Consider the following 23,025-nt stretch of genomic DNA (forward strand, 5'->3'; position numbering starts at 1 on the left):
CGCGGGGGTCATCGCAAGCGCATGCGCATTCAGCGCGTGACGTCGCGCCAGAACGCCGGGCCGAGCCCGCCCATCTGCCGCAAAAAGTCCGCCAGGTTGCGGTAACGCCCCGGGAACCGCCGTTGCCGCAGCGCGAATTCGGCCAGGAAGAAGCCGACCATGGTGACCAGGTTGAAGACCCCGGCCGCCCACGACCACCACGGTTGCGCCAGCGCCCACGGCGGCGCGATGCCGAGCGTCGCCAGCAATCCGTCGGGGACGCGCAGCAGGGCCAGCAGCAGGTTGAGCAGCGCGAGCACGCCGAGCAGCCACGCCCATGAACGCGTCAGGTTGCGCGTGTAGCGGCGCAGGTCCGGCGCCAGTTCGGTCGCCGGGATGCCGTCGAGCCCGGCCACCATGCGGGTGATCAGCGGCACCGTGCGCAGCGTGCGCGCGAAGGTCCACGCCACCGCGCCGATGATCGCCGCCGGCACCAGCAGCAGCGCCGCATGCACCCCCGCCGCGGGGACCAGCCAGGCCAGCGCCGCGAGGATCGCCACCAGCAGCAGCCACGCACCGGCGCGCCGTTCCAGCAGCGGCCGCAGCAGCACGATCAGCGCCAGGTCGGCCAGCGCCAGCGCGGCGATGCGGCCATCGCCATGCGGCTGGCCGGCCAGGCGCGAGCACAGCAGGTACGCCGCGACCAGCACCAGCCGCAGCCAGGCCGCATGCCCGGCGAGCGTGCCGCGCGGGGCGTCCGCGTCAGGCGGCCTTGTGCTGCTGGACATGCGCGGCCAGCGCGCGCAGCGAGGCGAAGATCTTGCGGTTCTCGTCGTTGTCCGAGCGCAGCTGGAAGCCGTAGCGCTTGCTGATCGCCAGCGCCAGTTCCAGTGCGTCGATCGAATCCAGCCCCAGGCCGCTGTTGAACAGGGGCGCGTCCGGGTCGATGGATTCCGGCGCGACGTCCTCCAGGTTCAGGCTGTCGACCAGGAGTTCGGCCAGTTCACGTTCGGCTGCGGTCTGCGCGGACATCGGGACGTTGATCCAGTGGGAAAGGCCGCCACCTTCAGCCATCGCGCGCCGCCGCGCAACTGCGCGCGCGACCGGCGCCGGCGCCCGCCGCTATCATGCGTGCTGGATTGCAGCGCACGAACCACCCATGACCCAACCCGTTCCCACCGCAGCGACCCGCGCCGACGGCGCGGCCGGCGCCGGGCCCGACCGCGCGCCCCGGGCGCTGGACACCGACGTGCTGGTGATCGGCGGCGGCCCCGCCGGCAGCACCACCGCGACCCTGCTGGCGCGCCGCGGCTGGAAGGTGCTGCTGCTGGAGAAGGAGCGCCATCCGCGCTTCCACATCGGCGAGTCGCTGCTGCCGATGAACATGCCGATCCTGGAGCGGCTGGGCGTGCTGGAGCAGGTGCGCGCGATCGGCGTGCTCAAGCTCGGCGCGGATTTCCCGGTCGAAGGCGGCAACTACAACGTGTTCCGCTTCGATCGCGCGCTGCGCGGCGGCGCCGGCTACGCCTTCCACGTCAAGCGCGAGGATTTCGACAAGCTGCTGTTCGACCATGCCCGCGGCGAAGGCGTCGATGCGCGCGAGGCGGTCAAAGTCGAGCGCGTCGACTTCGATGCCAGCGGCCGTCCGAAGCAGGTGCATGCGCGCGATGCCGAAGGCGAACTCGTGATCCGCGCGCGCCACGTCGTCGATGCCAGCGGGCGCGACGCGCTGCTGGGCAGCAAGCTCGGGCTCAAGCAGCGCAACCGGCGGCACCAGTCGGCGGCGGTGTTCAGCCACTACCGCAACGTGCCGCGACGCGACGGCGACGATGCCGGCAACGTCACCATCTGTCGCCATGAGCACGGCTGGCTTTGGCTGATCCCGCTGAGCGACGGCACCACCAGCGTCGGCGCGGTGTGCTCGCCGGACTACCTCAAGCAGCGTCGCGGCGAAACCGAGGCCTTCCTGCTGCGCACGCTCAATTCGGTCGAAGCCTCGCGCGAGCGCATGCGCGATGCGGTGCGCGAGGGCCCGGTGCATGTCACCGGCAACTACGCCTACGACTGCCGCCGCATGAGCGGGCCGGGCTGGTCGCTGGTGGGTGATGCGTGGACGTTCGTCGACCCGATGTTCTCCTCCGGCGTGTTCCTGGCGATGAACCACGCCGAGCGCGCCGCCGAAGCCATCGACGGCGCCCTGCGCGATCCCGCGCGCGAAGCGGCGCTGATGCGCGCGCTGGAGCGGCACCTGACGCGCGGACTGAAGGAATTCAAGTGGTTCATCTACCGCTTCACGTCGCCGACGATGAAGCGGCTGTTCGCCTCGCCGCGCAACGTGCTGCAGGTCGAGCAGGCGGTGATCTCGATGCTGGCCGGCGATGTGTTCGACGCCCGCCCGGTGCTGTGGCGGCTGCGCATCTTCCGCGTGATCTATGCCGTCACCGCGTTGCGCATCGCACCGTCGGCGCTGCGCAGCTGGTGGCAACGCAGGCGCGGCATCCGCCGCGGGCTGGCGGGCGATGCCATGCAGGCGGAAACGCCATGAGCGCGCAACGGCCCCTGCCCGCCGCCAGCCTGCCGCCGTTCGCGGTGGACTACGTCGTCGCCGCTGCGCCCGATGCGTTGCTGGCGCAGGCGGGCGTGCTGGCGGTGTTCGGCTTCGGCGGCGCGGCGCCATCGCGGCACGCGGATCCGCGCTACCTGCACGTGCCGCTGCAACCGCTCGCCGGCGCGGCGCCCTACGAGGTCTGGCGCAGCGACGGGCCGATCGCCAGCGGCCGCGACGGCGAGATCGCCTGGTCGAGCAACGGCCAGCTCGCGTTCGGCGTGATCGAGGTCGCCGAAGGCGACGGCGGCATCACCGCCGCCGCCGCGCACGCCTACGCGCGCCTGACCGCGTTCGTGCGCGACGGCCAGGCGCCGCACCTGCTGCGGATCTGGAATTACCTGGATGCGATCACCCAGGGCGATGGCGATGCCGAGCGCTACCGCCAGTTCTGCGTCGGCCGCGCGCGCGGGCTGGGCGACTTCGACCCGACCGCGCTGCCGGCGGCGACCGCGATCGGCCGCTGCGACGACGCCCGCGTGCTGCAGATCTACTGGCTGTCCGCGACCGCCCCCGGCGTACCGGTGGAAAACCCGCGCCAGGTCAGCGCCTACCGCTATCCACGCGCCTACGGTCCGCAGCCGCCGAGTTTCGCCCGCGCGATGCTGCCGCCTACCCGCGATCGGCTGCCACTGCTGCTGTCCGGCACCGCCAGCGTGGTCGGGCATGCGTCCCAGCACGCCGACGCGCTGCTGGCGCAGATCGAGGAGACCTTCGCCAATTTCGACGCGCTGCTGGGCGCGGCGCGGCAGTCGCAGCCGGCGCTGCCCGCGCAGTTCGGTGCCGGTACCCGGCTCAAGGTGTACGTGCGCGATCGCGGCGAGCTGGCACTGGTGGCCGACGCGCTGCGCGCGCGCTTCGGCAATCGCGTGCCGCACATCGTGCTGCATGCGGCCATCTGCCGGCGCGAACTGTGCGTGGAGATCGACGGCGTGCACGGGTAGGCTGCGCCGGGCGATCCGCTGGAGGTGGATCGCCGACGATCGCATTGATTCGACTTCGCGCTGCATCGCGAAGCGGGAACCACGAACCACCAGGTTCATCCACCACCAGGAGTTGGCACCATGGGTCTGATCAGCATCGTGTGGGGCATCGTCGCGCTGCTGTGGATGGTGCTGGCGCTGGTTCCGCTGCTGGGCTGGGGCAACTGGTTCCTGATTCCCTTCGCCGCCGTCGGCGCGATCATCGCCGCGATCGGCGTGCTCCTCAGCCGCGCCGGCCATCGCGGCCGCGCCAAGGCCGGGCTGGTCCTCAACGGCCTGGTGATCGTGGTCGCGATCGTCCGCCTGCACCTGGGCGGCGGCGTGATCTGACGCCACCGGCGGCTCATCGTGCGGCAAGCCAGGCCGCCGCCTGCGCCGTATCATGGCCGCATGAGCCATCCCCACACCCGTCCCCGGCGCATGCGCCGCGACGACTTCTCGCGGCGGCTGATGCGCGAGACCGTCCTGACCGCCGACGACCTGATCTATCCCGTCTTCGTGCACGAACTCTCCGGTCGCGCGCCGATCGCCTCGATGCCGGGCATCGAGCGGCTGTCGATCGACGAACTGCTGCATGTCGCCGAGCGCGCGATGGAACTGCGCATCCCCGCGCTGGCGCTGTTCCCGGTCACGGCGCCGGACGCCAAGTCGCTCGACGCCGCCGCCGCGTGGCAGGACGACGGCTTGTGCCAGCGCGCCGTGCGCGCGTTGAAGGAGCGCTTCCCGGACCTGGGCGTGATCACCGACGTGGCGCTGGATCCCTACACCAGCCACGGCCAGGATGGCCTGGTGGATCCCAGTGGCTACGTCGTCAACGACGAGACCGTGGAGGCGCTGGTCAGGCAGGCGCTCTCGCACGCCCGCGCCGGTGCCGACGTGGTCGCGCCCAGCGACATGATGGACGGCCGCATCGGCGCGATCCGCGCCGCGCTCGAGCGCGACGGCCACATCCACACCCGCATCCTGGCCTACAGCGCGAAGTACGCATCGGCCTTCTACGGCCCGTTCCGCGATGCGGTCGGCAGCGCGGGAGCGCTGGGCAAGGGCAACAAGTCCACTTACCAGATGGATCCGGCCAACGCCGCCGAAGCGCTGCGCGAAGTCGCGCTCGACCTGGACGAAGGCGCCGACATGGTGATGGTCAAGCCGGGCATGCCGTACCTGGACATCGTGCGCCAGGTGAAGGATGCCTTCGGCGCGCCGACCTTCGTCTACCAGGTCAGCGGCGAGTACGCGATGCTGCGCGCAGCGATCGGCAATGGCTGGCTTGACGAGCGTGCCTGCGTGATGGAGGCACTCACCTGCATCAAGCGCGCCGGGGCCGACGGCGTGCTCACCTATTTCGCCTTGCAGGTCGCGGCCTGGTTGAGGGAACGCGGCTGAAGCGCTTCGGCTACAAACGGCAGGCATGAAGGAGCAGGCATGAAACGGTTCGCGGTCTTCGGTCATCCGGTGGCGCATTCGCTGTCGCCGCGCATCCACGCTGCGTTCGCCCGGCAGGCCGGGGTCGCGATGGACTACGTGGCGATCGACACCAAGGATTTCCCCGCCGCGCTGCAGGCCTTCCTGGCCAGCGGCGGCGACGGCGCCAACGTCACCCTGCCCTACAAGGCGCAGGCGATGGCCGCATGCGCGGTGCTCAGTCCGCGCGCGCGCCGTGCCGGCGCGGTCAACACCCTCATCCGCAACAACGACCAGTGGCACGGCGACAACACCGACGGCGCGGGCCTGGTGCGCGACCTCACCGGCCGCCATCGGCTGGACCTCCGGCGCCGGCGCAGCCTGCTGCTCGGTGCCGGCGGTGGCGCGCGCGGCGTCGCGCCGGACCTGCTCGATGCCGGCGTCGGCGACCTCTACGTCGTCAACCGCACGCCCGAGCGCGCCGATGCGCTGGCCGATGCGCTGGGCGAGCCCGGGCGCGTGCATCCGCGTTACTTCGACGACCTGCCGGCGCTGGGAGAGTTCGACCTGGTCCTCAATGCGACCTCGGCCGCGCGCGAGGGCCGCTTTCCGAGCCTGCCGATGTCGCTGGTGGGGCCGCGCACCAGCGTGGTCGACCTGAGTTACGGCGAGGCGGCGATTCCCTTCCTTGCCTGGGGCCGGGCGGCCGGCGCGCGCGACGCGATCGATGGCCTCGGCATGCTGGTCGAGCAGGCCGCCGAAAGTTTCCAACGCTGGCATGGCGTGCGTCCGGATACCGATGCGGTGTACGCGCAGCTGCGCGAGCACGACGCGCGCCTGGTCAGCGCCGACTGAGGTGTACACGGTCGCCTGGTCGTATCGCGTCGCCGCCGGTCGCGAGGCGGCGTTCGAGGCGCTGTACGGCGCGTCCGGTGCATGGTGCCGGTTGTTCGCGGCCTCGCCCGCCTACCTCGGCACCCGGTTGCTGCGCGACGCAGGGGAGCCGCGGGAGTACGTCACCCTCGACCGCTGGCGCACGCGGGCCGACTACGAGGCCTTCCTGCAGGACAATCGCGAGGCCTATGCGCAGATCGATCGCGCGGGCGACGCGCTGACCGAAAGCGAAGCACGGCTGGGCAGCTTCGAGTCGGAGTAGGCGAAGCATCCATTGCGCCCGCCTCGTCGTCGTCGGACGGACGACCGCCGAACACCCACCCCGGCAACGCGTCCTACAGCGGCGCTTCGGCCAGGTAGCGATCCTTCAGGCGCACGTAGTGCTGGGCGCTGTAATACAGCGCTTCGATTTCGGCATCGGCCAGCACGCGCACCTTCTTCGCCGGATTGCCCAGCCACAGTTCCCCCGGGCCGACTTCCTTGCCCGGTGCGACCAGCGCGCCGGCGCCGACGAACCCGTGTTTGCGCACGATGGCGCCGTCGAGCAGGATCGCGCCCATCCCGATGAGCACCGCGTCCTCGATCCGGCAGGCGTGGATGATCGCCTTGTGGCCGATGGTGACGTCCTCGCCGATCACGGTGGCGAATCCGCCCAACTTCGCGTGCGGGCCGTCGTGGCTGACATGCACGATGCAGCCGTCCTGCACGTTCGTGCGCGCGCCGATGCGGATGAAGTTGACGTCGCCGCGCACCACCGTGCCCGGCCAGATCGATGCGTCGTCGCCCAGCACCACGTCTCCGATCAGTGTGGCGGAGCGGTCGACGTAGGCGCGTTCGCCCAGCGTGGGCAGGGTGCCGAGATAGGGACGGATGTTCATGGCGGCATTCTAGCCAGCGCGCGTGGATGGCGGCCGTAGGGTGCCAGCGGACCTCGCTACACTGGCGTGATGGACGCTGCCGACGCGACGCCGCTGCCCGAACTTCCTGCCACGTTCGCGCGCCTGCGCGCGGCCTGGGACGCACGCAGGCCGGATTTCGAACAGCGCCGAAGCGACCTGCGGCGGCTGGACGCGGCCTTCGCCGCGCGGGTCGACGCCATGCACGCGGCGATCGATGCAGATTTCGGCCACCGCTCCGCGCACGAGAACCTGCTGTCGGAAGTGATGATCGTGCGCGCCGAAATCCACCATGCCCTGCGCAACCTGCGCGGCTGGATGCGTGCGCGCCGGGTGGCGGTCGGCTGGAAGTTCTGGCCGGCGCGTGCGCAGGTGCAGGCACGGCCAGTGGGCGTCGTCGGCATCATCGCGCCCTGGAACTATCCGGTGAACCTGGCGCTGGTGCCGCTGGTCTCCGCGATTGCCGCCGGCAACCACGTCTACCTCAAGCCGTCGGAATCCACGCCGCGCACCAGCGCCTGGCTGCGCGACCTGCTGGCGGAAGTGTTTCCACCCGATCGCGTCGCCGTCGCGCTCGGCGGACCCGATGTCGGCGCCGCGTTCGCGGCCTTGCCGTTCGACCACCTGCTGTTCACCGGATCGACGGCGATCGGGCGCAAGGTGCTGGCCGCGGCCGCACCCAACCTGACGCCGGTGACGCTGGAGCTCGGCGGCAAATCGCCGGCACTGGTGGCGGCGGACTTCCCGATCGCGTCCGCGGCCGCGCGCATTGCCGCCGGCAAGTGGTTCAACGCCGGCCAGACCTGCATCGGTGTCGATTACGTGCTGGTCGACCGCGCGCGGCGCGACGCGCTGGTGCAGGCGTTCGGCGCCGAACTGGCGGCGCGCTATGGCGACCTGTCGCGGATCGACGACTACACCCGCGTCATCAACGACGCCGAGTTCGGGCGGCTGGAAGCGCTGCTGGCCGATGCCCGCGCCCGCGGCGCCCGCATCGTGCAGCCGATCGCGGTCGACCCGGCGCGCGCGCGTCGCGAACGGCTGTTCCCGCCGACGCTGGTGGTCGATGCGCCGGACGACAGCGTGCTGATGCGCGAGGAGATCTTCGGGCCGATCCTGCCGATCCGCGGCTATGCATCGATGGACGAAGCGATCGGCTTCGTCCGCGATCGCGAGCGGCCGCTGGCGCTGTATCCCTTCACCCATGACCGCGCCTTGGCCGACCGTATCGTCGACGACGCCCTCGCCGGCGGCGTCAGCGTCAACGACACCCTGCTGCATTTCGGCGTGCACGCGCTGCCGTTCGGTGGCATCGGCGCCAGCGGCATGGGCGCGATCCACGGCCACGCCGGATTCCTCGCCTTCAGCAAGCAGCTGCCCGTGTTCCGGCAGTCGCGCTGGTTCGCCGCGAGCGACCGGCTGCGGCCGCCCTACGTGGGGATGGTGGATCGCTTGATCCGGTGGTTGGCCCGCTGATCGCGAAGAGCCTTTCGACGGGCATCCAGCCGCCATGGGCCAGATCGTCGGGATGGCCGTCGCGGCAGCGCAGGCGCAGGCCCGGGGTCATGGATCGGCGCGGATGGATGATCGGTCGGCCGGGGTAATCCGCCGGCCGGGCCCCGGGTTGGCCGCGGATTGAGAGCGCCGGTGCGACACCAACGTGGCGCATGAATACGAGGCCCATAAAAAAGCCCCGCAAGCCAGGGGGGGGCTTGCGGGGCCGGGGACCGGCACCTGGGGAGGGGTAGCCGGTCCGGATCACTCCAGGGGAGGGGAGAGATCTGCGACAGACCTTGCATCTGTCGCGGGCTATATGACCAAAGGGAGCATTGATGGTTCGTGAAGGACGTCGTTAAAAATCGGTGCGGTTCAGGGGCGATTCATTGGATTTTTCAATGGCGGAAAACACTTAATGGGCCTCGTCCCAGTCGGCCCCGACGCCCACGTCGACCACCAGCGGCACCCGCAGTTCGGCGGCGCCGGTCATGCGCTCCACCACCGCCGCGCGCAGGGTGTCGACGAAGCCTTCCTCGACCTCGAACACCAGTTCGTCGTGCACCTGCAGCACCATCATCGCGCGTTGTGCGTGCGGCTCCAGCCAGCCGTGCAACGCGATCATCGCGCGCTTGATGATATCGGCGGCCGTGCCCTGCATCGGCGCATTGATCGCGGCGCGCTCGGCGCCGGCGCGCAGGCCGGCATTGCGGGCGGCGATGTTCTCCAGGTACAGGCGGCGGCCGAACACGGTTTCGACATAGCCGCGCTCGCGCGCCTCGGCGCGGGTGCGGTCCATGAACTCGCGCACGCCCGGGTAGCGGGAGAAATACAGCCCGATGTAGTCCTGCGCCTCGCCGCGGGCGATGCCCAGCTGCTTGGCCAGGCCGAAGGCGCTCATGCCGTACATCAGCCCGAAGTTGATCGCCTTGGCCGCGCGCCGCTCGTTGCCGCTGACGTCGTCCAGCGCCTTGCCGAAGACTTCCGCCGCGGTGGCGCGGTGGATGTCGACCCCGGACGCGAACGCGCGCAGCAGCGCCGGGTCCTGCGACAGGTGGGCCATGATCCGCAGCTCGATCTGCGAATAGTCCGCGGCCAGGATCCGGCGCCCGGGCGGCGCGACGAAAGCCTTGCGGATGCGGCGGCCGTCGTCAGTGCGGATCGGGATGTTCTGCAGGTTGGGATCGCTGGAGGCCAGCCGCCCGGTGGCGGCGCCGGCCTGGTGGAAGCTGGTATGCACGCGGCCGTCGTCGCGGTTGACCATCTCCGGCAGCTTGTCGGTGTAGGTGCTGCGCAGCTTCGCGAGGCCGCGGTAGTCCAGGATCACCCGCGGCAACTCGTGCTGGTCGGCGATCGCTTCCAGCGCTTCCTCGTTGGCCGAGGGCTGGCCGGTCGGCGTCTTCACCAGCGCCGGCAACTTGAGTTCCTCGAACAACAGCGCGCACACCTGCTTGGGCGAGTCGAGGTTGAACGTGCGCCCGGCGAGCTCGGTGGCCTGCTGCTGCAGCACGAGCATGCGCCGGCCGAGGTCGGCCGACTGCCGGCGCAGCTCGTCCATGTCGATCATCACGCCGTTGGCCTCGATGCGTTCGAGCACCGGCACCAGCGGGATCTCGATCTCGCGGTAGACGCGCTCCAGCGCCGGCTCGGCGGAGAGTTTTGGCCGCAGCACGCGGTGCAGGCGCAGGGTGATGTCGGCGTCCTCGGCGGCGTAGCGCGTCGCGTCGTCCAACGCCACGTGCGCGAACGGGATCTGCTTGGCGCCCTTGCCGGCGACATCGGTGTACTTGATGGTGTCGTAGCCCAGGTAACGCTTGGCCAGCGAGTCCATGTCGTGGTGGGTGGCGCCGGCGTTGAAGACGAAGCTTTCCATCATCGTGTCGTCGGCGTAGCCACGCACCTCCACGCCGTGGCAGCGCAGCACGTGCAGGTCGTACTTGCCGTGCTGGCCGATCTTGCGCTTGCCGGGGTCGGCGAACAGCGGCCGCAGCGCATCCAGCACCCCGTCCTGCGACAGTTGCGCCGGCACGCCGGGATAGTCGTGCGCCAGCGGGATGTAGGCCGCCTTGCCGGCCTCGACCGCCAGGCTCAGCCCCACCAGCCGCGCGCACAGCGCGTCGAGCGAATCGGTTTCGGTGTCGAAGGCAAATTCGTCCGCCGCCTGCAGCCGCACCACCCAGGCGTCGAGCTGCTCGCGCGTGAGCACCGTTTCGTACTCGCCCGCGGCCGACAGCGCCGGATCGATGCCGTCCACCGGCCTGGCCGCCGCTCGCGCATAGCCGGCTTCGGTGCCGCGCACGCTCACGGTCTCGCTGCGCGCGGGCGGAGCCGCCGTTCCGCCGTCGAGTTCACGCAACGCCGCGTTGAAGCCGTAGCGGGTGTACAGCGGGCGCAGCGCATCGACATGGCGCTCGCGCAGCTTCAACGCACTGGCGGGAAGTTCGAGGGCGACATCGGTCTTGATCGTCACCAGCGTGCGGTTGAGCGGCAGCCGCTCGACCGCCGCGCGCAGGTTCTCGCCGATCTTGCCGCCGATGCCGGCGGCGTTGGCGATCACGCCTTCCAGCGAGTCGTATTGCGCCAGCCACTTGGCCGCCGTCTTGGGACCACATTTGTCCACGCCGATGACGTTGTCGATGGCATCGCCCATCAGCGCCAGCATGTCGACGATCCGCGCCGCCGGTACCCCGAACTTGGCCATCACGGCGTCGTCGGTATCCAGCACGCTGCCGCTCATGGTGTTGACCAGGCGGATGCTACCGCCGCCCTCGAAGCGGCCGACCAGCTGGGCGAAATCCTTGTCGCTGGTGGAGATCGTGACCTGGCTGCCCTCACGCGCGGCCTCCAGTGCCAACGTGCCGATGACGTCGTCGGCCTCGACGCCTTCGACGCGCAGGATCGGGAAGCCCAGCGCCTCGACGATCTCGCACATCGGCTGCAGCTGCGCGCGCAGCTCGTCCGGCATCGGTGCGCGGTTGGCCTTGTACTGGTCGTACAGGTCGTCGCGGAAGGTGCGGCCGGGGGCGTCGATCACGAAGGCCGCGCAGTCGGGTTTTTCGTTCAGGTGCGCGCGCAGCATGTTGACCACGCCGAACAGCGCGCCGGTCGGTTCACCGGCGGCATTGGTCAGCGGCGGCAGCGCATGGAACGCCCGATACAGGTAGGAGGAACCGTCGATCAGGACCAGTCTGTGCATCGGTCGATTCTACGCCGGGCATCGCGCGCGGCCGGCCCACGCGCGGCCCGGCGAGCGAACACGGCGGCCACCCGGCCGCTGCGCCCGCGCCGGGACTGTGGCCCCTCCCTCACCACCCATGCGCATCGCGGCCGGCATACTGCCGCCGACCGCCACCGCCGGAGACCCGCCATGCGCCAGACGCCGATCCTGCTTCCGCTGCTGGCCCTGGCGACGCTGCTCGCCAACGGTTGCGCGACCATGGCCGATGCCGATGCGCCACCGATCCCCGCCAATGCCGTCCAGGCCACGCGGACCGCCGACAACGGCGACGTCATTTCCGAATACCGGGTCGCCGGGCAATTGCGGATGGTGCGCGTGCAGCCGGTGCGCGGCCCGGCGTATTACCTGATGGACAGCAACGACGACGGCCGCCTCGACCGCGCGCATGGCGAGGTCTCGCCGGTCTACTACAAGCTTTACGGCTGGTGATCGACGTCGCGTGACCGCGACGCCTCTGTCACCGGGCTGGTCGCGTGGTCCGGCGCTGGCTCCGTGCCGCGGTCGACCAGTGCGCCGAGCACGCCTTCGCCCTGGTCGGCGGCGAACAGCTGCTCCAGGTCGCGGCGCGCTTCCTGCGAGGTCTGGATCAACGCGGCTTCGTCGTCGTAGACCTGGTGCTGGGTATGCAGCAGCGCCTCGTCGTGGGCGCGGAAGCGGCGCGCGCGATCGGCGGCGATCGCTTCCGGCGTCCCCAGTGCGACCAGCGCGCGTTCGCCCAGGTACAGGCTGGACAGGAAGGTCTCGCGCACCACTTCCGCGCCCAGGTCCATCAGCTCCCACGCATGGCGCCGGTTGCGCGCTCGGGCGAGCACCCTGGCCTGCGGGTATTCGCGGCGCACGAGGCGCACGATCCTGAGGTTGGACTCGACATCGTCGACGGCGACGACGAACACCTTGACCCCGGCTGCGCCGGCCGAACGCAGCAGGTCGGCGCGGGCCGGATCGCCGTAGTAGATCTGGCTGCCGAAGCGGCGCACGAAATCCACCTGCTCGGGGCTGTGTTCGATGGCGACGAAGCGCACGCGCTGGGCGGCCAGCAGGCGGGCGATGATCTGCCCGAAACGGCCGAAGCCGGCGATCAGCACCTGCGGGTGCTGGTCGTCGATGGTGTCGTAGGCGCGCGCCGCGCGGCGCGACGGATGCGCGGACAGCAGCCGTGCCATCGCGATCAGCAACAGCGGGGTCAAGGCCATCGACACCCCGACGATCGCCACCAGCCGATCGCGCAGCACGCCGTCGAGCAGGCCCACGCGCTGCGCCTCGCCGAAGACGACGAACGCGAACTCGCCGCCCAGCGCCAGCACGCTGCCCAGCAGCAGCGCTTCGCGCACGTCGAGCTTGCCGGGCCGCAGGCCGACGCCGAACAGCACCGCGAATTTCACCGCCATCAACGTCGCCACGCCGGCGGCGATCAGCAGCGGCTCGGCCGCCACCCGCGCCAGGTCCATGCTCATGCCCACGGCCATGAAAAACAGGCCCAGCAGCAGGCCCTCGAAAGGCTGGATCTGCGCTTCGAGCTCGTGCCGGAATTCCGAATCGGCGAGCAGCACCCCGGCCAGGAACGCGCCCAGGCCCATGCTCAACCCGGCCAGTTCCAGCAGCCATGCGCTGCCGAGTACGACCAGCAACGCCGTGGCGGTGAAGACTTCCGGCAGCCGCGTGCGGGCGACGATGCGGAACAGGTGGCGCAGTAGCAGGCGCCCGCCGAACACCAGCGCCGCCATCGCCAGCAGGCCCTTGAGCGCCATCCACCCGAGCGGCTGCGCACCGTCCTGCGCCGACGCCGTGCCCAGCAGGGGAATCGCGGCCAGCAGCGGGATCGCGGCCAGGTCCTGGAACAGCAGGATCGCGAAGCCGAGGCGGCCGTGCTCGCTGGTCAGCGCCTTGCGCTCGGCCAGCAACTGCAGGCCGATCGCGGTCGACGACAGCGCCAGCCCGCCGCCGACCACCAGCGCCGTCTTCCAGCCCAGGTCGAGCGCCAGCGCGATGCCGCCGAGCAGCAGCGACGACAACGCGACCTGCAGTCCGCCGGCGCCGAACACCGGCTTGCGCATCACCCGCAGCCGCGACGGCGACAGCTCCAGTCCGATCACGAACAGCAGCATCACCACGCCGATCTGGCTGGCCGCGAGCACAGGCTCGACATCGGCCACCACGCGCAACCCGAACGGGCCGAGCACGACACCGGCGGCGAGATAACCCAGCACGCCGCCCAGGCGCACGCGCTTGAACACCGGCACAGCGATCACCGCGGCCAGCAGGAACACCAGTGCCAGTTCGAGTCCGCCGCCGTGCATGCCTGCCTCAGTGGACGAGAGGAAGCGGTCCAGGCCGACCGCCCGGGACAAGGACCGCCGGATCGGCGGCGCCCTGCCGTGCAGCGGGGACAGTAGCAAAGTAAGGCATGTGCCGGTCGCCCCTACGGCATCGCTGGCCGCCACTGAACCTGCGCGCACACCGCCACGGGAACCCCGGCCCGCCCGCGGCGGACGATGCGATGCCGTGGCAGCGGCTGCGTAGCGATGCCCACTTCGCGATCGCGTGCCTGTTCGCCTCGGTTGGGGTGCTTGGCATCCTGCCGTTTTCGATCTACCGACTCGGCAGTGGCCACGCCGTGCCGGGCGCGATGCCGCCGACCGGACCCCGCGTCAGGCCAGGCCGCGTTGCGCCTTGCGGATCTGCGCTTCGACCGCGGCGATGGCGGTCATGTTGACGACGCGACGCGGGGTGGAGGATGGGGTGAGGATGTGCGCCGGCTGGTCCAGGCCCATCAGGATCGGGCCGATGGCGACGCCGTCGGTCATCACCCGCACCAGGTTGTAGGCAATGTTGGCCGCGTCCAGGTCCGGCAGCACGAACACGTTGGCGCGGCCCTTGAGCGTGGAGTTGGGCATCATCCGCAGCCGCAGTTCCTCGTTCCAGGCGGTGTCGGCCATCATTTCGCCGTCCATCTCCAGCCGCGGTGCACGCGCGCGGATGAGGTCGCGCACGGCGCGCATCTTGCGGGCGCCGGGATCGTCGTGGCTGCCGAAGTTGGAATGCGAGAGCAGTGCGACCTTGGGCTCGACGCCGAAGAGCTTGAGCCGGTAGCTCGCCTGCAGCGTGGCCTCGGCGATCTGTTCGGCGCTGGGATCGACCTGCACGTGGGTGTCGAGGAAGAACCACACGCCCTGGTCGTTGATCACCGCGGTCATCGCCGAGGTGCTCTGCACGCCGGGATCCAGGCCGATCACGCTGCGCAGGTAGCCGAGCTTCTTGTGGTAGCGGCCGACCAGGCCGCAGATCAACGCATCGGCTTCGCCGCGCTCGACCATCAGCGCGCCGATCAGGGTCGGACGCGAACGCAGCAGGTTCTTGGCCGCCGCCGGGGTCACGCCGCGGCGTTCGGTCAGCGCGTGGTACTGCTGCCAGTAGTCGTCGAAGCGCGGATCGGAATTGATGTTGGTCAGCTCGAAGTCGACACCCGCGCGCATGCGCAGGCCCAGGCGGTCGATGCGCGACTGGATGACGTCGGGGCGGCCGATCAGGATCGGATGCGCCAGCTGGTCGTCGATCACCGTCTGCACCGCGCGCAGCACGGTTTCCTCTTCGCCTTCGGCATAGACCACGCGCTGGCGCTCGGCGCGCGCGCGTTCGTACACCGGCTTCATCAGCAGGCCGGTGCGGTAGATGAACTGGCCGAGCTTTTCCTCGTAGGCGTCGAAGTCGTCGATCGGACGCGTGGCGATGCCCGAATCCATCGCCGCCTTCGCCACCGCCGGCGCCAGCATCACCAGCAGGCGCGGATCGAATGGGCGCGGAATGAGATAGTCGGGTCCGAACTTCGGTGCTTCGCCGGCGTAGGAACTGCCGAGGTCGGACGATTCCATCCGCGCCAGTTGCGCGATGGCGCGCACGCAGGCGAGCTTCATCGCCTCGTTGATTTCCGTCGCGCCGACATCCAGCGCGCCGCGGAAGATGTAGGGGAAGCACAGCGCGTTGTTGACCTGGTTCGGGAAGTCCGAACGGCCGGTGGCGATGATGCAGTCCGGGCGCACGGCCTTGGCCAGCTCCGGCAGGATCTCCGGATTGGGATTGGCCAGCGCCAGGATGATCGGCCGCGGCGCCATGCTCTCGACCATTGCCTGGGTCAGCACGCCGCCGGCGGACAGGCCGAGGAAGATGTCGGCCCCGGCGACGATTTCGGCCAGCGTGCGCTTGTCGGTGTCGCGCGCGTAGCGGGCCTTGTCGGGGTCGAGCTTGTCGCGGCCGGTGTACAGCACGCCCTCGCGATCCACGGCGAGGATGTTCTGCGGCTGCATGCCGAGGGCGACCAGCATGTCCAGGCAGGCGATGCCGGCGGCGCCGGCGCCGGCGGTGGCGAGCCTGACGTCCTCGATCTTCTTGCCGACGACTTCCAGTGCGTTGAACACCGCGGCGCCGACGATGATCGCGGTGCCGTGCTGGTCGTCGTGGAACACCGGGATGTTCATCCGCTCGCGCAGCTTGCGCTCGACGATGAAGCACTCCGGCGCCTTGATGTCCTCCAGGTTGATCCCGCCGAACGTCGGCTCCATCGCGGCGATGATGTCGACCAGCTTGTCGGGGTCGCGCTCGTTGAGTTCGATGTCGAAGACGTCGATGCCGGCGAACTTCTGGAACAGGATGCCCTTGCCTTCCATCACCGGCTTGCCGGCGAGCGGGCCGATGTCGCCCAGGCCCAGCACCGCGGTGCCGTTGCTGATCACCGCCACCAGGTTGCCGCGCGCGGTGAGCGTGCTGGCGGCGTTGGGGTCGGCGACGATGGCTTCGCAGGCGTAGGCGACGCCCGGCGAATAGGCGAGCGCGAGGTCGCGCTGGGTCACCATCGCCTTGGTCGGCACGACCTTGATCTTGCCGTGCGGCGCGACGCGGTGGTAATCGAGCGCGGCCTGCTTGAAATCGTCGTGGTCGGACATCGGCGTCGGGACAGCGGGGGAAGGGGGATTCTAGCGCCGGTGGGTGTTGACGATGGCGCGGCGGTACCCAGCCGGTGGGATCGCACGATGGCCCGCGGTGCCGCCGGGGGGCTGGTGTGCGTGCGGCCCGTCCGGGCCTGCGCTTACAGCTGCAGCAGCGCCTGCTCGTCTTCGATCGAATCCAGGCGGATGCGGTTGGCGAACAGCGAGAAGGCGAGCATGCCGGCCAGCCCGTTGGCGCGTTGGACCCATTCGGGCAGCCAGCGCGGCGGCAGCAGGACGCCGGATTCGAACAGCGGCTCGAAGGCCTGCACGTCGCCGAGCGTCATCTTGCCGGCGAACAATTGCCGGCACAGGTGCAGCTTGCGTTGCCGCAGCGCCCAGCGGAAGAAGGTGTGCATGCCGATCAGGCCACGCAGGTACACCGTGTCCTTGGTGAAGGCCTGGCCGCCGGTGAGCGGCACGCCGCGGAACACGCGTTGCGTTGAGGAAAAACTTTCCGGCGGCGGCTGGCCGGCGGCGATGAAGTATTCGAACACCTGCAGGAAGTCGGCGCCATCCAATGCCATCGCGACCGCTTCGATGCGCAGGCTCACGCGCTTCATACGCTCGATGTCGATGCTGCCGGTGATCTGTTCGGCGAAGGTCGCCAGGCCTTCCTGGGTGGCGGTGGTGCGCGGCGACGACAACGCCAGGCTCGGCAGCACCGGTTGCGCGCGGCCGTTGAGGGCGGTGAGCGAATGCACGAAGGCTTCGTGCTGCAGCAGCTGGTGGCGGTCGTAGTCGCTGAACGCCGCGCCCGAACGCAGGCGGATGCGGGTGGCGCCGGCGGCGGCCTTGGAGATCAGCTGCGGGTCGAGCACGACGTCGATCACGCGCTGGTTGAAGAAATCGTCGAGGTCGTATTGCAGCTGCAGCTGAAGCGCCGTGGCCGAGATCGAGACCTGTTCGGCCGGCGACAGCAGCTCACGGTCCAGTTCGTCGGCGATGGCGATGAAGTGGCGCGCGGCATCGCGGGTGGTCGGGCCGTGGCCCGGTAGCGGCGCGTCCGGGCGGCCGAACAGGCGGATCGAACACGCGGTGACGTCGGCGGTGCCGATCGCCTCGAGCAGTTCGGCGGCGATGGACCAGGATTGCGCGGACTCGACCAGGTAGCGGCCCAGCGGGTGGTCGGGATCGGCGGCCGTGGTGATTTCGGCCAGTTCGCGCCGGGCGTCGCTGAAGTCATGGCGCGGGTACTCGACGAGCGGCAGCGCGGCGTTGCCCGCCGACCAGCGCGCGAGGAACGCGTGCTGCACGGCGATCGGCCAGCTGACCAGGTTGAGCAGCTTGATCCCGCGCACCGCCTTGACCATGCGCGCGTCGAGCGCGGCGTGGCGGGCGATGTCGGGGTCGGCTTCGCTCATGCCTGTCGCCCCTTCCCCCGCGCGCGGGGGAAGGTTGGGATGGGGGCAAACGGACGCAGGGATGCCTGCATCGCACGCAACCCCCACCCCAACCCGCCCCCGCAAGCGGGGGAGGGCGTGGAGTCAGCGGCCCTCCCCTGCACGCGGATGAGGGAGGTGCCCTCAGCGCCGGCCATTGCGCTCGTCCTGGCGTTTGCCGGTGGGGCGGCCGCCGCTCTTCTCGTCGGCCTTCTGCGCCAGCCGGGTCGCGAGCTTGTCGGCGGCGCCGGCGACTTCGTCGCGCAGCTTGAGGTAATGCGCGTAACGCGCGGCATCCAGGCGGCCCTCGGCGATCGCGTCGCGCACCGCGCAACCGGGCTCGCGCTGGTGCTGGCAGTCGCGGAAGCGGCATTGCTCCGCCAGCGCCTCGATGTCGCTGAAATTCTCGGCGACGTCTTCCTCGCCGGTCGGCTTGAGCTCGCGCATGCCGGGGGTGTCGATCAGGCAGGCGCCGGTCGGCAGCGGGATCAGCGCGCGATGGGTGGTGGTATGGCGACCGCGCGCGTCGCTCTCGCGCACCGCGGCGGTCTTCATGCGGTCGATGCCCAGCAAGGTGTTGGTCAGCGTGGACTTGCCGGCACCCGACGAACCCACCAGCACCGCGGTGGTGCCGGCCGGCAGCCACGGCGTCAGCTGCGCGACGCTCGCCGGATCCTTGGCGTTGACGCTGCGGACCGGCACGCCCTGTGCGGCGAGATCGCCGAGCACGTCGATGGCTGCCTGGGCGTCTTCGACCTTGTCGGCCTTGGTCAGCACCACCACCGGCGCGCTGCCGCTGCCCTGCACCAGCAGCAGGTAGCGCTCGATGCGGCGCGGATTGAAGTCCGCGTCCAGGCCGCAGACCACGAACACGATGTCGATGTTGGCCGCGATCACCTGCTGCTTGTAATGCTCGCCGGCGGCGCTGCGCTTGATCGCGCTGTGTCGCGGCAGCAGCGCGACGATGCGGCTCTTGCCGGGCTCGCCTTCGATCAGCACCCAGTCGCCGACCGCGGCGCGCTGCTCGCTGGGCAGGCCGCCCTTGCGATAGCTGGGCGCGCGCTGCCATTCGGGCGGGGATTCGGTGGCGTGGCTGGTGTCGGGAGCCTCGGCGACCACGTAACCGCTGCGGTGCTGCTCGCTGACCCGCGCCGGTCGCGCCTGTGGATGCGCGGCGAGGGCGGCGGCCCACTGCGGATCGGTCGCCGGCCCGGCGAACGGCCAGCCGATCGCGCGCAGGGGAGTCATGTCGGGACGTGGGCGGGCATCGGCGGATTCTAACGTCGCGGCCGCGGGCCGCCTGCGGCGCCGTGCCCGCGCGTCCCGCAAACCGCGGGTGCGGCCTGCGGCCTGACCCGGACTACGGTGGCTGCCGGGCGGGAACGGACCCGGCCGATCCGCTTTCAGCTAGGCTGGCCGCCCCATCCCGCCCGTCGCAGCGATGTCCGTCCCCCACCTGTCCACCCGCACGCGCCTGTCCGAAGTCCGTTACGAAATCCGCGGCCAGCTCGCCCGCCGGGCGCGCGAGCTCGAGGCCCAGGGACGCACGCTGATCAAGCTCAACATCGGCAATCCCGGCGCGTTCGGGTTCCGCGCGCCGGAACACCTGCAGCGGGCGATCACGGACGGCATCGCGCACAGCGATCCCTACACCCACCAGCAGGGACTGCCCGCCGCGCGCGAGGCGATCGCCGCGTTCCATCACGCGCGCGGCACGCCTTCGGCATCGCCGGACAACGTCTTCATCGGCAACGGCGTCAGCGAGTTGATCGATCTGTCCCTGCGCGCGCTGCTCGACCCGGGCGACGAAGTGCTGCTGCCCTCGCCCGATTACCCGCTGTGGTCGGCGGCGACCATTCTCAACGACGGCCAGCCGCTGTATTACCCCTGCCGTCCGGAGCGCGGGTTCCTGCCCGACCCGGACGAGATCGAAGCGCTGATCCAGTCGCGCCCGCGCGGCAAGGTCCGCGCGCTGGTGCTGATCAATCCCAACAATCCCACCGGCGCGGTGTATCCGCGTGCGCTGCTCGAACGCCTGGTCGCGATCGCCGCACGCCATGGCCTGCTGTTGATGGCCGACGAGATCTACGACGGCATCGTCTACGACGACGGGATATTCCAGCCGCTGGCACCGCTGGCCGGTGACGTGCCTTGCCTGTCGTTCGGGGGGCTGTCGAAGGTGCATCGCGCCTGCGGCTGGCGCGTGGGCTGGGCGGTGCTGTCGGGCGATGCCGCGACCAGTCGCGACCTGCACCATGCGATGGACCTGCTGGCGGCACTGCGGTTGTGCGCGAACGTGCCCGGGCAACTGGCGATCGAACACGCACTGCAGGGCGCAGCCACCATCGATGCGCTGTGCGCCCCCGGCGGCCGCCTGCACGACACGCGGCGCGCGTTGATCGACTGCTGCGCGGCCAGTGCGCACCTGTCGCTAGCGGCGCCCGACGGGGCGATCTACGGTTTCCCGGGCGTCGTCGGCGCCGCGGCACAGGGCTTCGACGACCATGCGTTCGCCCTGCAGTTGCTCGAGGAGGAAGACGTCCTGGTGGTACCGGGCTCGGGCTTCAACGTGCCCTGGCGCAACCACCTTCGGGTGACGCTGCTGCCGCAGGCCGAGGTGCTGGGCGAGGTGTTCGCGCGCATCGACCGCCTCCTTGAGCGCCGCGCCGACGCGGTATCGGCATCCCAGGTGAGCGTGGCCGACGCGATGCCCTGCCGGGAAGTGGCCTGATGCGGCGCGGCGGGTGGGCGTCGCGATGAGTCCGCCGCGCGAAACCACGCCAACGCTGTCGTACCTTGCGCTGGGCGACAGCTACACCATCGGCGAAGGTGTCGCGCCCGCCGATCGCTGGCCGGCACAGCTGGCGGCGCGGCTGCGCGATGAAGGCGTCGCGCTGGCGGATCCACGCATCATCGCCACCACCGGCTGGACCACCGACGAACTCGACGCCGGCATCGACGCTGCGCAGCCGGTGCACGAAGCCGATTTCGTCAGCCTGCTGATCGGCGTCAACAACCAGTACCGCGGGCGGCCGCTGGACGACTACCGCGCGCAGTTCGCGGCGTTGCTGGAACGCGCGATCGGCTTCGCGCACGGGCGCGCCGACCGGGTGCTGGTGCTGTCGATCCCCGACTGGGGCGTGACCCGCTTCGGCGCCCAATCCGGGCGCGACCCCGCGACCATCGCGCGTGAACTCGACGCCTGCAACGCGGCCGCACAGGCGACCTGCGATGCGCGCGGCGTCGCCTTCGTCGACATCACCGCGGTCTCGCGTGCGCAGGGCGGCGCCGATGCGATGCTCGTCGACGATGGCCTGCATCCCTCGCGCGCGATGTACGCGCTGTGGACCGACGCCGCATTGCCCGCCGCGCGCCGGCTGCTCGCGCGATGAGCGGGCTGGCCGCCTTCGACGCCGACACCGCGCGCCGCATCGCGCGCGCGTTCCTGCCAGCGCGCCGGCTCGGCAATCGCTGGAACTACCACTACAGCCGGATCAAGCTCGGCAGCGATCCGCTGTATCCGGGCGTCGCGGCCGCGCTGCGCGACAGCCGGCTGCCGCTGCTGGACCTGGGCTGCGGGATCGGGCTGCTCGCGCATGCGCTGCGCGCCGAAGGCGTGGCACTGGCGTATCGCGGCGTCGACAACGATTCGAAGAAGATCGCGCAGGCGCGGCAGGCCGCACGCGTCGCCGGGCTGGCCGAGGTCCAGTTCGCGGTCGCCGACCTGGCGTCGGCCTTTCCCGCCCACCAGGGAAGCGTCGCCATCCTCGATGTGTTGCAGTACCTGGACGATGGTGCGCAGCAGCGGCTGCTCGATGCCGCCATTGCGATGCTGGTGCCGGGGGCGAAACTGGTGCTGCGCACGGGCATCGAGGACGGCAGCGGGCGCATGCGCGTCACCAGGGCGTTCGATCGTGCGGCCAACCTGCTGGGCTGGATGAATGCCGCGCCGCGCAATTACCCGCGCGCCGATGCGCTGCGCGACACCCTGGACCGCGCCGGCCTGCGCGCCGGATTCGCGTCGCTGCGCGGCAAGACACCGTTCAACAACTGGCTGGTGGTCGCGACGCGGTAGCCTGGGGGCGCATCGGGTGCTGGTTCCCGGCAGGAGCGCCTCCGCCGCAAGCTTCTGCAAAGACGTCTGCGCGCGAAGAGCTCGCGCCTGAAGGCGCTCCTACCGAGCGCCGCGCTCTACGACGGGCGGCGATCCCATCCGATACGGCGCACGGCGACGGATGCGGTTCAGGCCGCGAGCGACGCCGGCTGCGCGGCGTCGACCGGCACTTCCAGCGCTTCGGGCAGCAAGGTGCGGTAGCCGAGCTCATCGAGCCGCTGCAGCAGCACGGCCATGCCCTCGAGGTTGCGCCCGTGCGCGGCGCCTTCGTGCATCAGCACGATCGCGCCCGGGCCGAGATTGCGCTCGACCCCGCGCAGCACGCGCTGCGGATCGGCGACGACGGCGTCGAAACCGCGCGCGTTCCAGGCCACGCGGGTGAGGCCTTCGCGCTTGAGCGCGCTGGCGACGAAGGGATTGGACATGCCGATCACCGCGCGGAACCAGCGCGGGCGGCTGCCGGTGATCTGCTCCAGGATCGCCTGCGTGCGTTCGATCTCCGCGCGCATCGTCTGCGGGCCCAGCGCCCAGAACCAGCGGGCCGGATGGGTGGCGCTGTGGTTGCCGATGCCGTGGCCGCGGCGGACGATCTCGCGCACGAGCTCCGGATGCGCGGCGGCACGCTCGCCGACGACGAAGAACGTCGCCTTCGCGCAATGCGTGTCGAGCAGGTCAAGCATCGCCAGGGTCTGATCGGACGGGCCGTCATCGATCGTCAGCCACACCGCGCGCTCGGTCGTCGGCAGGCGCGTGAGCACCGGGCAGAACAGTCGCGACTGCGGCCACAGCGTGCCCCACCAGAACGGCAGGTGGGTGGCGATCAGAAGCGGCAATCCGAGCTGCCAGGCGTGCCGCCACCAGATCACCGCGACCAGCGCCTGCGACAGCAGCAGGCAGGCAAGCCACGCGTGCGGATGGCGCGGCGGACAGTCCAGCGGGACGGGGCGATGCATCCGGGGATGATGCCGGGCGGCGGGTGAATGCGCCATCGACATGGGCGGGCGTGCCGGCATGTCGATGGCTTGCCGTGGCCTGACGCGTTTGGCTGGCAGCCGGTAGC

General features: G+C 70.6%; 19 protein-coding genes and 1 pseudogene. 11 read left to right on the forward strand and 9 right to left on the reverse strand.

All coding sequences use genetic code 11. The features are described 5' to 3' along the window. Positions 1-29 precede the first annotated feature (29 nt). The gene (locus G7B67_RS08510; RefSeq protein ID WP_166210846.1) at positions 30-767 is read right to left on the reverse strand and encodes a COG4648 family protein; all 738 of its coding nucleotides are present in this window, start codon (positions 765-767) and stop codon (positions 30-32) included. Beyond that, a complete protein-coding gene (locus tag G7B67_RS08515; protein ID WP_166210849.1) occupies positions 742-1,011 on the reverse strand; it encodes a phosphopantetheine-binding protein in 270 nt (89 codons plus the stop codon). The genes G7B67_RS08510 and G7B67_RS08515 overlap by 26 nt, the downstream gene beginning before the upstream one ends. A 158-nt stretch (positions 1,012-1,169) precedes the next feature. Here G7B67_RS08515 and G7B67_RS08520 point away from each other — a divergent pair. The 6 genes and pseudogenes from G7B67_RS08520 to G7B67_RS08545 form a co-directional block, all read left to right on the forward strand. Continuing rightward, a pseudogene (locus tag G7B67_RS08520) lies at positions 1,170-2,524 on the forward strand (NAD(P)/FAD-dependent oxidoreductase); the annotation flags it as partial. Then, positions 2,521-3,528: a chorismate transformation FkbO/Hyg5 family protein gene (locus G7B67_RS08525; RefSeq protein WP_425482429.1), complete on the forward strand. Its 1,008-nt coding sequence runs from the start codon at positions 2,521-2,523 to the stop codon at positions 3,526-3,528. The pseudogene G7B67_RS08520 and the gene G7B67_RS08525, both read left to right, overlap by 4 nt. Positions 3,529-3,648: 120 nt before the next feature. Then, positions 3,649-3,897 (forward strand): hypothetical protein, encoded by a 249-nt coding sequence (locus G7B67_RS08530; protein ID WP_166210855.1) that lies wholly within the window; start codon positions 3,649-3,651, stop codon positions 3,895-3,897. A 60-nt stretch (positions 3,898-3,957) separates the two neighbouring features. Beyond that, entirely contained in the window at positions 3,958-4,950 is a 993-nt protein-coding gene (gene hemB, locus G7B67_RS08535; protein WP_166210858.1) for a porphobilinogen synthase, read from the forward strand. Between the two features lie 39 nt (positions 4,951-4,989). Continuing rightward, positions 4,990-5,823 carry a shikimate dehydrogenase gene (aroE, locus tag G7B67_RS08540; RefSeq protein ID WP_166210861.1) on the forward strand — a complete coding sequence of 278 codons (834 nt, stop codon included), beginning with the start codon at positions 4,990-4,992 and terminating at the stop codon, positions 5,821-5,823. 1 nt (position 5,824) lies between these two features. After that, on the forward strand, positions 5,825-6,124 hold the full coding sequence (locus G7B67_RS08545; RefSeq protein ID WP_166210864.1) for an antibiotic biosynthesis monooxygenase family protein: 300 nt from the start codon (positions 5,825-5,827) through the stop codon (positions 6,122-6,124). A gap of 73 nt (positions 6,125-6,197) precedes the next feature. Here G7B67_RS08545 and G7B67_RS08550 read toward each other — a convergent pair whose 3' ends face one another. Further along, a complete protein-coding gene (locus G7B67_RS08550; RefSeq protein WP_166210867.1) occupies positions 6,198-6,740 on the reverse strand; it encodes a gamma carbonic anhydrase family protein in 543 nt (180 codons plus the stop codon). Positions 6,741-6,809: 69 nt separating this feature from the next. Here G7B67_RS08550 and G7B67_RS08555 point away from each other — a divergent pair, with 69 nt between their 5' ends. Further along, positions 6,810-8,234 carry a coniferyl aldehyde dehydrogenase gene (locus G7B67_RS08555; RefSeq protein ID WP_166210870.1) on the forward strand — a complete coding sequence of 475 codons (1,425 nt, stop codon included), beginning with the start codon at positions 6,810-6,812 and terminating at the stop codon, positions 8,232-8,234. A gap of 433 nt (positions 8,235-8,667) precedes the next feature. On the opposite strand, the gene polA is transcribed toward G7B67_RS08555, so the two are convergent. Then, positions 8,668-11,448 (reverse strand): DNA polymerase I, encoded by a 2,781-nt coding sequence (polA, locus tag G7B67_RS08560; RefSeq protein WP_166210873.1) that lies wholly within the window; start codon positions 11,446-11,448, stop codon positions 8,668-8,670. 171 nt (positions 11,449-11,619) lie between these two features. Here polA and G7B67_RS08565 point away from each other — a divergent pair, with 171 nt between their 5' ends. After that, positions 11,620-11,919 (forward strand): DUF2782 domain-containing protein, encoded by a 300-nt coding sequence (locus tag G7B67_RS08565; protein WP_166210876.1) that lies wholly within the window; start codon positions 11,620-11,622, stop codon positions 11,917-11,919. Here G7B67_RS08565 and G7B67_RS08570 read toward each other — a convergent pair. The 4 genes from G7B67_RS08570 to rsgA all read right to left on the reverse strand — a co-directional run bounded on the left by G7B67_RS08570 (position 11,907) and on the right by rsgA (position 19,099). Next, the gene (locus G7B67_RS08570) at positions 11,907-13,787 is read right to left on the reverse strand and encodes a monovalent cation:proton antiporter-2 (CPA2) family protein (RefSeq protein ID WP_166210879.1); all 1,881 of its coding nucleotides are present in this window, start codon (positions 13,785-13,787) and stop codon (positions 11,907-11,909) included. The two genes, G7B67_RS08565 and G7B67_RS08570, sit on opposite strands and share 13 nt — an antisense overlap. Before the next feature lie 351 nt (positions 13,788-14,138). Then, positions 14,139-16,427: an NADP-dependent malic enzyme gene (locus tag G7B67_RS08575; RefSeq protein WP_166210882.1), complete on the reverse strand. Its 2,289-nt coding sequence runs from the start codon at positions 16,425-16,427 to the stop codon at positions 14,139-14,141. A 143-nt stretch (positions 16,428-16,570) separates the two neighbouring features. Continuing rightward, entirely contained in the window at positions 16,571-17,833 is a 1,263-nt protein-coding gene (locus G7B67_RS08580) for a flavohemoglobin expression-modulating QEGLA motif protein (RefSeq protein WP_166210885.1), read from the reverse strand. Positions 17,834-17,995: 162 nt separating this feature from the next. Beyond that, positions 17,996-19,099 carry a ribosome small subunit-dependent GTPase A gene (gene rsgA, locus G7B67_RS08585; RefSeq protein ID WP_166210888.1) on the reverse strand — a complete coding sequence of 368 codons (1,104 nt, stop codon included), beginning with the start codon at positions 19,097-19,099 and terminating at the stop codon, positions 17,996-17,998. A 193-nt stretch (positions 19,100-19,292) separates the two neighbouring features. Here rsgA and G7B67_RS08590 point away from each other — a divergent pair, with 193 nt between their 5' ends. From G7B67_RS08590 to G7B67_RS08600, 3 genes are read left to right on the forward strand one after another with little or no spacing between them, the layout of a single operon-like run. Next, the gene (locus G7B67_RS08590; RefSeq protein ID WP_166210891.1) at positions 19,293-20,582 is read left to right on the forward strand and encodes an aminotransferase class I/II-fold pyridoxal phosphate-dependent enzyme; all 1,290 of its coding nucleotides are present in this window, start codon (positions 19,293-19,295) and stop codon (positions 20,580-20,582) included. Between the two features lie 25 nt (positions 20,583-20,607). Continuing rightward, entirely contained in the window at positions 20,608-21,243 is a 636-nt protein-coding gene (locus tag G7B67_RS08595) for an SGNH/GDSL hydrolase family protein (protein WP_166210894.1), read from the forward strand. Next, positions 21,240-21,926, forward strand: a complete 687-nt coding sequence (locus G7B67_RS08600; protein WP_166210897.1) for a class I SAM-dependent methyltransferase — start codon at positions 21,240-21,242, stop codon at positions 21,924-21,926. The genes G7B67_RS08595 and G7B67_RS08600 overlap by 4 nt, the downstream gene beginning before the upstream one ends. 167 nt (positions 21,927-22,093) lie before the next feature. On the opposite strand, the gene G7B67_RS08605 is transcribed toward G7B67_RS08600, so the two are convergent. Next, entirely contained in the window at positions 22,094-22,918 is an 825-nt protein-coding gene (locus tag G7B67_RS08605) for a polysaccharide deacetylase family protein (RefSeq protein WP_166210900.1), read from the reverse strand. Between the last annotated feature and the right edge of the window lie 107 nt (positions 22,919-23,025).

The organism is Cognatiluteimonas telluris, from assembly GCF_011320095.1.
In the GTDB taxonomy this organism is placed as follows: Bacteria; Pseudomonadota; Gammaproteobacteria; order Xanthomonadales; family Xanthomonadaceae; genus Cognatiluteimonas; species Cognatiluteimonas telluris.

What these genes read in the sequence shown, in the direction of transcription:
- G7B67_RS08510 (WP_166210846.1), bottom strand. Translation starts at nt 767, where the DNA reads ATGTCCAGCAGCACAAGGCCGCCTGACGCGGACGCCCCGCGCGGCACG.
- G7B67_RS08515 (WP_166210849.1), bottom strand. Translation starts at nt 1,011, where the DNA reads ATGTCCGCGCAGACCGCAGCCGAACGTGAACTGGCCGAACTCCTGGTC.
- G7B67_RS08525 (WP_425482429.1), top strand. Translation starts at nt 2,521, where the DNA reads ATGAGCGCGCAACGGCCCCTGCCCGCCGCCAGCCTGCCGCCGTTCGCG.
- G7B67_RS08530 (WP_166210855.1), top strand. Translation starts at nt 3,649, where the DNA reads ATGGGTCTGATCAGCATCGTGTGGGGCATCGTCGCGCTGCTGTGGATG.
- hemB (WP_166210858.1), top strand. Translation starts at nt 3,958, where the DNA reads ATGAGCCATCCCCACACCCGTCCCCGGCGCATGCGCCGCGACGACTTC.
- aroE (WP_166210861.1), top strand. Translation starts at nt 4,990, where the DNA reads ATGAAACGGTTCGCGGTCTTCGGTCATCCGGTGGCGCATTCGCTGTCG.
- G7B67_RS08550 (WP_166210867.1), bottom strand. Translation starts at nt 6,740, where the DNA reads ATGAACATCCGTCCCTATCTCGGCACCCTGCCCACGCTGGGCGAACGC.
- G7B67_RS08555 (WP_166210870.1), top strand. Translation starts at nt 6,810, where the DNA reads ATGGACGCTGCCGACGCGACGCCGCTGCCCGAACTTCCTGCCACGTTC.
- polA (WP_166210873.1), bottom strand. Translation starts at nt 11,448, where the DNA reads ATGCACAGACTGGTCCTGATCGACGGTTCCTCCTACCTGTATCGGGCG.
- G7B67_RS08565 (WP_166210876.1), top strand. Translation starts at nt 11,620, where the DNA reads ATGCGCCAGACGCCGATCCTGCTTCCGCTGCTGGCCCTGGCGACGCTG.
- G7B67_RS08570 (WP_166210879.1), bottom strand. Translation starts at nt 13,787, where the DNA reads ATGCACGGCGGCGGACTCGAACTGGCACTGGTGTTCCTGCTGGCCGCG.
- G7B67_RS08575 (WP_166210882.1), bottom strand. Translation starts at nt 16,427, where the DNA reads ATGTCCGACCACGACGATTTCAAGCAGGCCGCGCTCGATTACCACCGC.
- G7B67_RS08580 (WP_166210885.1), bottom strand. Translation starts at nt 17,833, where the DNA reads ATGAGCGAAGCCGACCCCGACATCGCCCGCCACGCCGCGCTCGACGCG.
- rsgA (WP_166210888.1), bottom strand. Translation starts at nt 19,099, where the DNA reads ATGACTCCCCTGCGCGCGATCGGCTGGCCGTTCGCCGGGCCGGCGACC.
- G7B67_RS08590 (WP_166210891.1), top strand. Translation starts at nt 19,293, where the DNA reads ATGTCCGTCCCCCACCTGTCCACCCGCACGCGCCTGTCCGAAGTCCGT.
- G7B67_RS08595 (WP_166210894.1), top strand. Translation starts at nt 20,608, where the DNA reads ATGAGTCCGCCGCGCGAAACCACGCCAACGCTGTCGTACCTTGCGCTG.
- G7B67_RS08600 (WP_166210897.1), top strand. Translation starts at nt 21,240, where the DNA reads ATGAGCGGGCTGGCCGCCTTCGACGCCGACACCGCGCGCCGCATCGCG.
- G7B67_RS08605 (WP_166210900.1), bottom strand. Translation starts at nt 22,918, where the DNA reads ATGCATCGCCCCGTCCCGCTGGACTGTCCGCCGCGCCATCCGCACGCG.